This window comes from Psychrobacter okhotskensis (assembly GCF_013248965.1).
Taxonomy (GTDB): Bacteria; Pseudomonadota; Gammaproteobacteria; order Pseudomonadales; family Moraxellaceae; genus Psychrobacter; species Psychrobacter okhotskensis.
This window is the reverse complement of sequence record NZ_JABRVQ010000053.1, coordinates 1-3,042: the sequence shown is the minus strand read 5'-3', so window position 1 is coordinate 3,042 and position 3,042 is coordinate 1. Positions and strand designations below refer to the sequence as shown.

At 37.8% G+C, this 3,042-nt stretch carries 2 protein-coding genes; both read left to right on the top strand.

All coding sequences use genetic code 11. The features are described 5' to 3' along the window. Positions 1 to 428: 428 nt before the first annotated feature. On the top strand, positions 429 to 1,592 hold the full coding sequence (locus HQR03_RS13970) for a zinc-dependent alcohol dehydrogenase (RefSeq protein ID WP_025645663.1): 1,164 nt from the start codon (positions 429 to 431) through the stop codon (positions 1,590 to 1,592). A gap of 546 nt (positions 1,593 to 2,138) precedes the next feature. Continuing rightward, on the top strand, positions 2,139 to 2,729 hold the full coding sequence (locus HQR03_RS13965; RefSeq protein ID WP_144296423.1) for a recombinase family protein: 591 nt from the start codon (positions 2,139 to 2,141) through the stop codon (positions 2,727 to 2,729). Positions 2,730 to 3,042 lie beyond the last annotated feature (313 nt).

Below are 3,042 nucleotides of genomic sequence, written 5' to 3'. Positions count from 1 at the left end.
CAAACCGTGAGACCGCATAGCTTCAACAATTATTTAACACCAGTAGAAACAGAAAAACGTTACTTTAATAAAAACCTCTTAGAAGGTGTCCTAAATTAGTTGACCACTATAAACAGATCTTGGCGGTCATAAAAGTTGCCCCAACGCTTATAATTATTATCCGTTCTCGACTCAGGGTTATAAGGAATGGCGATGTATGTTTGAATTTTATTAGTGTCCTAAATTAGTTGACCACTACAATTTTTTACTTACAACACGCAACCTTTTTAACACACGTTGATTATAAATCTCGATTTTCAAGGTGCTAATATAATTGAGTAATACTTAACTTAGATAACATAAACCATTGATTCTAATAACTTTCATCTTGTATTATCACAGATTATTGTTTATCGAGATTTTGCAAGCTTTACTTAACTGGAGAAATTATGCGTGCTTTAACTTACCACGGTGCTAAAGATGTGCGAGTGGACAATGTCCCAGAGCCTAAACTGCAAGAAAAAGATGATGTTATTTTACGTGTGACTGCAACTGCAATTTGTGGCTCAGATTTACACTTATATCGTGGCAAAATGCCTGCAACCGAGGAAGGCGATATCTTCGGTCATGAGTTTATGGGTGTAGTTGAAGAAGTAGGATCTGAAGTCACTGCTGTTAAAAAAGGCGATAGAGTTGTTATTCCTTTTGTTATTGCATGTGGTAACTGCTTTTTCTGTCAGCATGACCTAATGTCCGCTTGTGAGACTACAAATACAGGCCCAGGCGCTGCTATTAATAAAAAAATAATTCCGCCACCGGCTGCTTTATTTGGTTTTAGCCATTTATATGGTGGGATTCCTGGTGGACAAGCAGAATTTGTACGGGTTCCTAAAGGTAATTTTAATCCGTTCAAAGTAAATGGCTCACTGTCAGATGAGAAGGTTTTATTTTTATCAGATATTTTACCAACTGCTTGGCAGGCCGTGACTAATGCCAATATTACTAAAGGTTCAACCGTAGCTATTTATGGTGCGGGTCCTGTGGGGTTGTTATCAGCAGCTTGTGCCAAAATGTTAGGCGCTGAGCAGATCTTCGTGGTAGATCATAATGACTACCGTTTGCAGTATGCCAAAGATACGTACGGGGCTATTCCGGTTAATTTCGATAAGGTAGATGCTGCTGAATTCATCATTGAACAGACCAAAGGACATCGCGGCGTTGACGGCGTTATTGATGCGATTGGCTTTGAAGCCAAAGGCAGTATGCTAGAAACAATAATGACCAATTTGAAAATTGAAGGGTCAAGTGGTGCAGCTTTACGTCAATGTATTGCAGCTGTGCGTCGTGGCGGGGTCGTTAGTGTTCCTGGTGTGTATGCAGGACCCATTCATGGTTTCTTATTTGGTGACGCTTTTGATAAAGGGCTTACTTTCAAAATGGGCCAAACCCATGTACACAAGTATTTACCACAATTATTAGAGTATATTGAAAATGGTGATTTATCACCTGAAGCTATTATTACTCACCGTATGAATTTGTCTGACGCTGCTAAAGGTTATGAAATTTTCGAAAAGCGTGAAGAAGAATGTCGTAAAGTCATTTTAACTCCTTAATTTTTCAAATTTACCCTTTACTTTTAACATTTAAAGGTTAGGTCATAGCTGCTTTAACGAGATTATCTTAAATAATGGTTATCGCTAAAGCAGCTAGTAAAAAAATCTTTGACTTACTTTTCTCTGCACACGGCAAAAAAATCACCCCCCAACCGATTTTCATGGGTTTAGGGATTAAAAAAACTAACTAACTGTCTTAGATGGTCTTAAAGCTTAGAAGTATAAAGCACAATAAACTTTCTTATATTTATCAGGATCATCTTTATTAGCTACAAACCCTTTGCTAACCAACTTTACCGAGTTAAATGTTTCACCTTCATCATTAGTTATCATAACAATCAAGTTTTGATCCCCAAAACTTTGGAGTTCTTTAATCAGCTCTTTAATTGTCTTAGTTCTATCTTCCCATTGCACTATACCTAAAAAATAAAACCTCTAAACGATAATATATCTATCATTAGTCTTGTTATTAATGTTAAATGATAGTAATATCTTATTATTATCACTGAACATTGGTTATTAAGTCTAAATAATATAGGTGGCGTTATGACCGTTCGTATTTATGTGAGAGCCAGCACTAAGGATCAAGATGCTAAGAGAGCCTTGTCTGACTTGATTAGCTTTAGCCAAAGCTATAACGATAACCATGTTGAGTACGTTGAGCATTTCAGTGGTACAAAGCTCGATAGGCCAGTATTAGCTAAGCTATTAAAGGACGCTGATCAAGGCGATATTCTGCTGGTTGAAAGCGTGGACAGATTAAGCAGGCTATCTCAAGATGATTTTGCAATTCTAAAGCAGCGCATCAAAGACAAGGGCTTGCGATTGGTGGTGGCCGATCTACCAACCACACATACGGTAAGTAAGGGCATGACAGGTGAGATCCTAGCAGTGATTAACCATATGCTGATCGACTTGTTAGCAACGATGGCAAAGCTTGATAACGATAAGCGTAGAGAGCGTATTAAGCAGGGGTTAGCGAATAGTGGTTATAAGCCCACAGGTAAGAAAGCCAATACAGTGAAACATAATCGTATTAGAGAGTTGGCCAGTCAAAACAATATGACGAAAGAGGAGATTGCTAAGGCGGTTGGTGTTGGGGTGGCTACGGTTTATCGGGTGTTAAAGCAGGGCTAACAGCTGAATAGTTGAGGTATTTTAAATAACAGTTTGTCTTTTTTATAGACACGATACTATTAGATACATAAGAACCAACTTGGAAGTTTTTAATCATGCAACCGACTTATTATAGTGTTTAACAAGTAATCTACAGTTTCGTCAAGCATGAACCGATGTAAACGTTAAATAACATTTTAGTCTTATTCATAACTTTTATTATTTCTTAGATTAACACATGAAGTGCAATATCAAAGAGCAGGTGAAAAAGAGGCCTAGATGCGCTAGCATCAAAGCTACTATCCACCGCCAAAGTGAGATTGCAACCATGAGC

What these genes read in the sequence shown, in the direction of transcription:
- HQR03_RS13970 (WP_025645663.1), top strand. Translation starts at nt 429, where the DNA reads ATGCGTGCTTTAACTTACCACGGTGCTAAAGATGTGCGAGTGGACAAT.
- HQR03_RS13965 (WP_144296423.1), top strand. Translation starts at nt 2,139, where the DNA reads ATGACCGTTCGTATTTATGTGAGAGCCAGCACTAAGGATCAAGATGCT.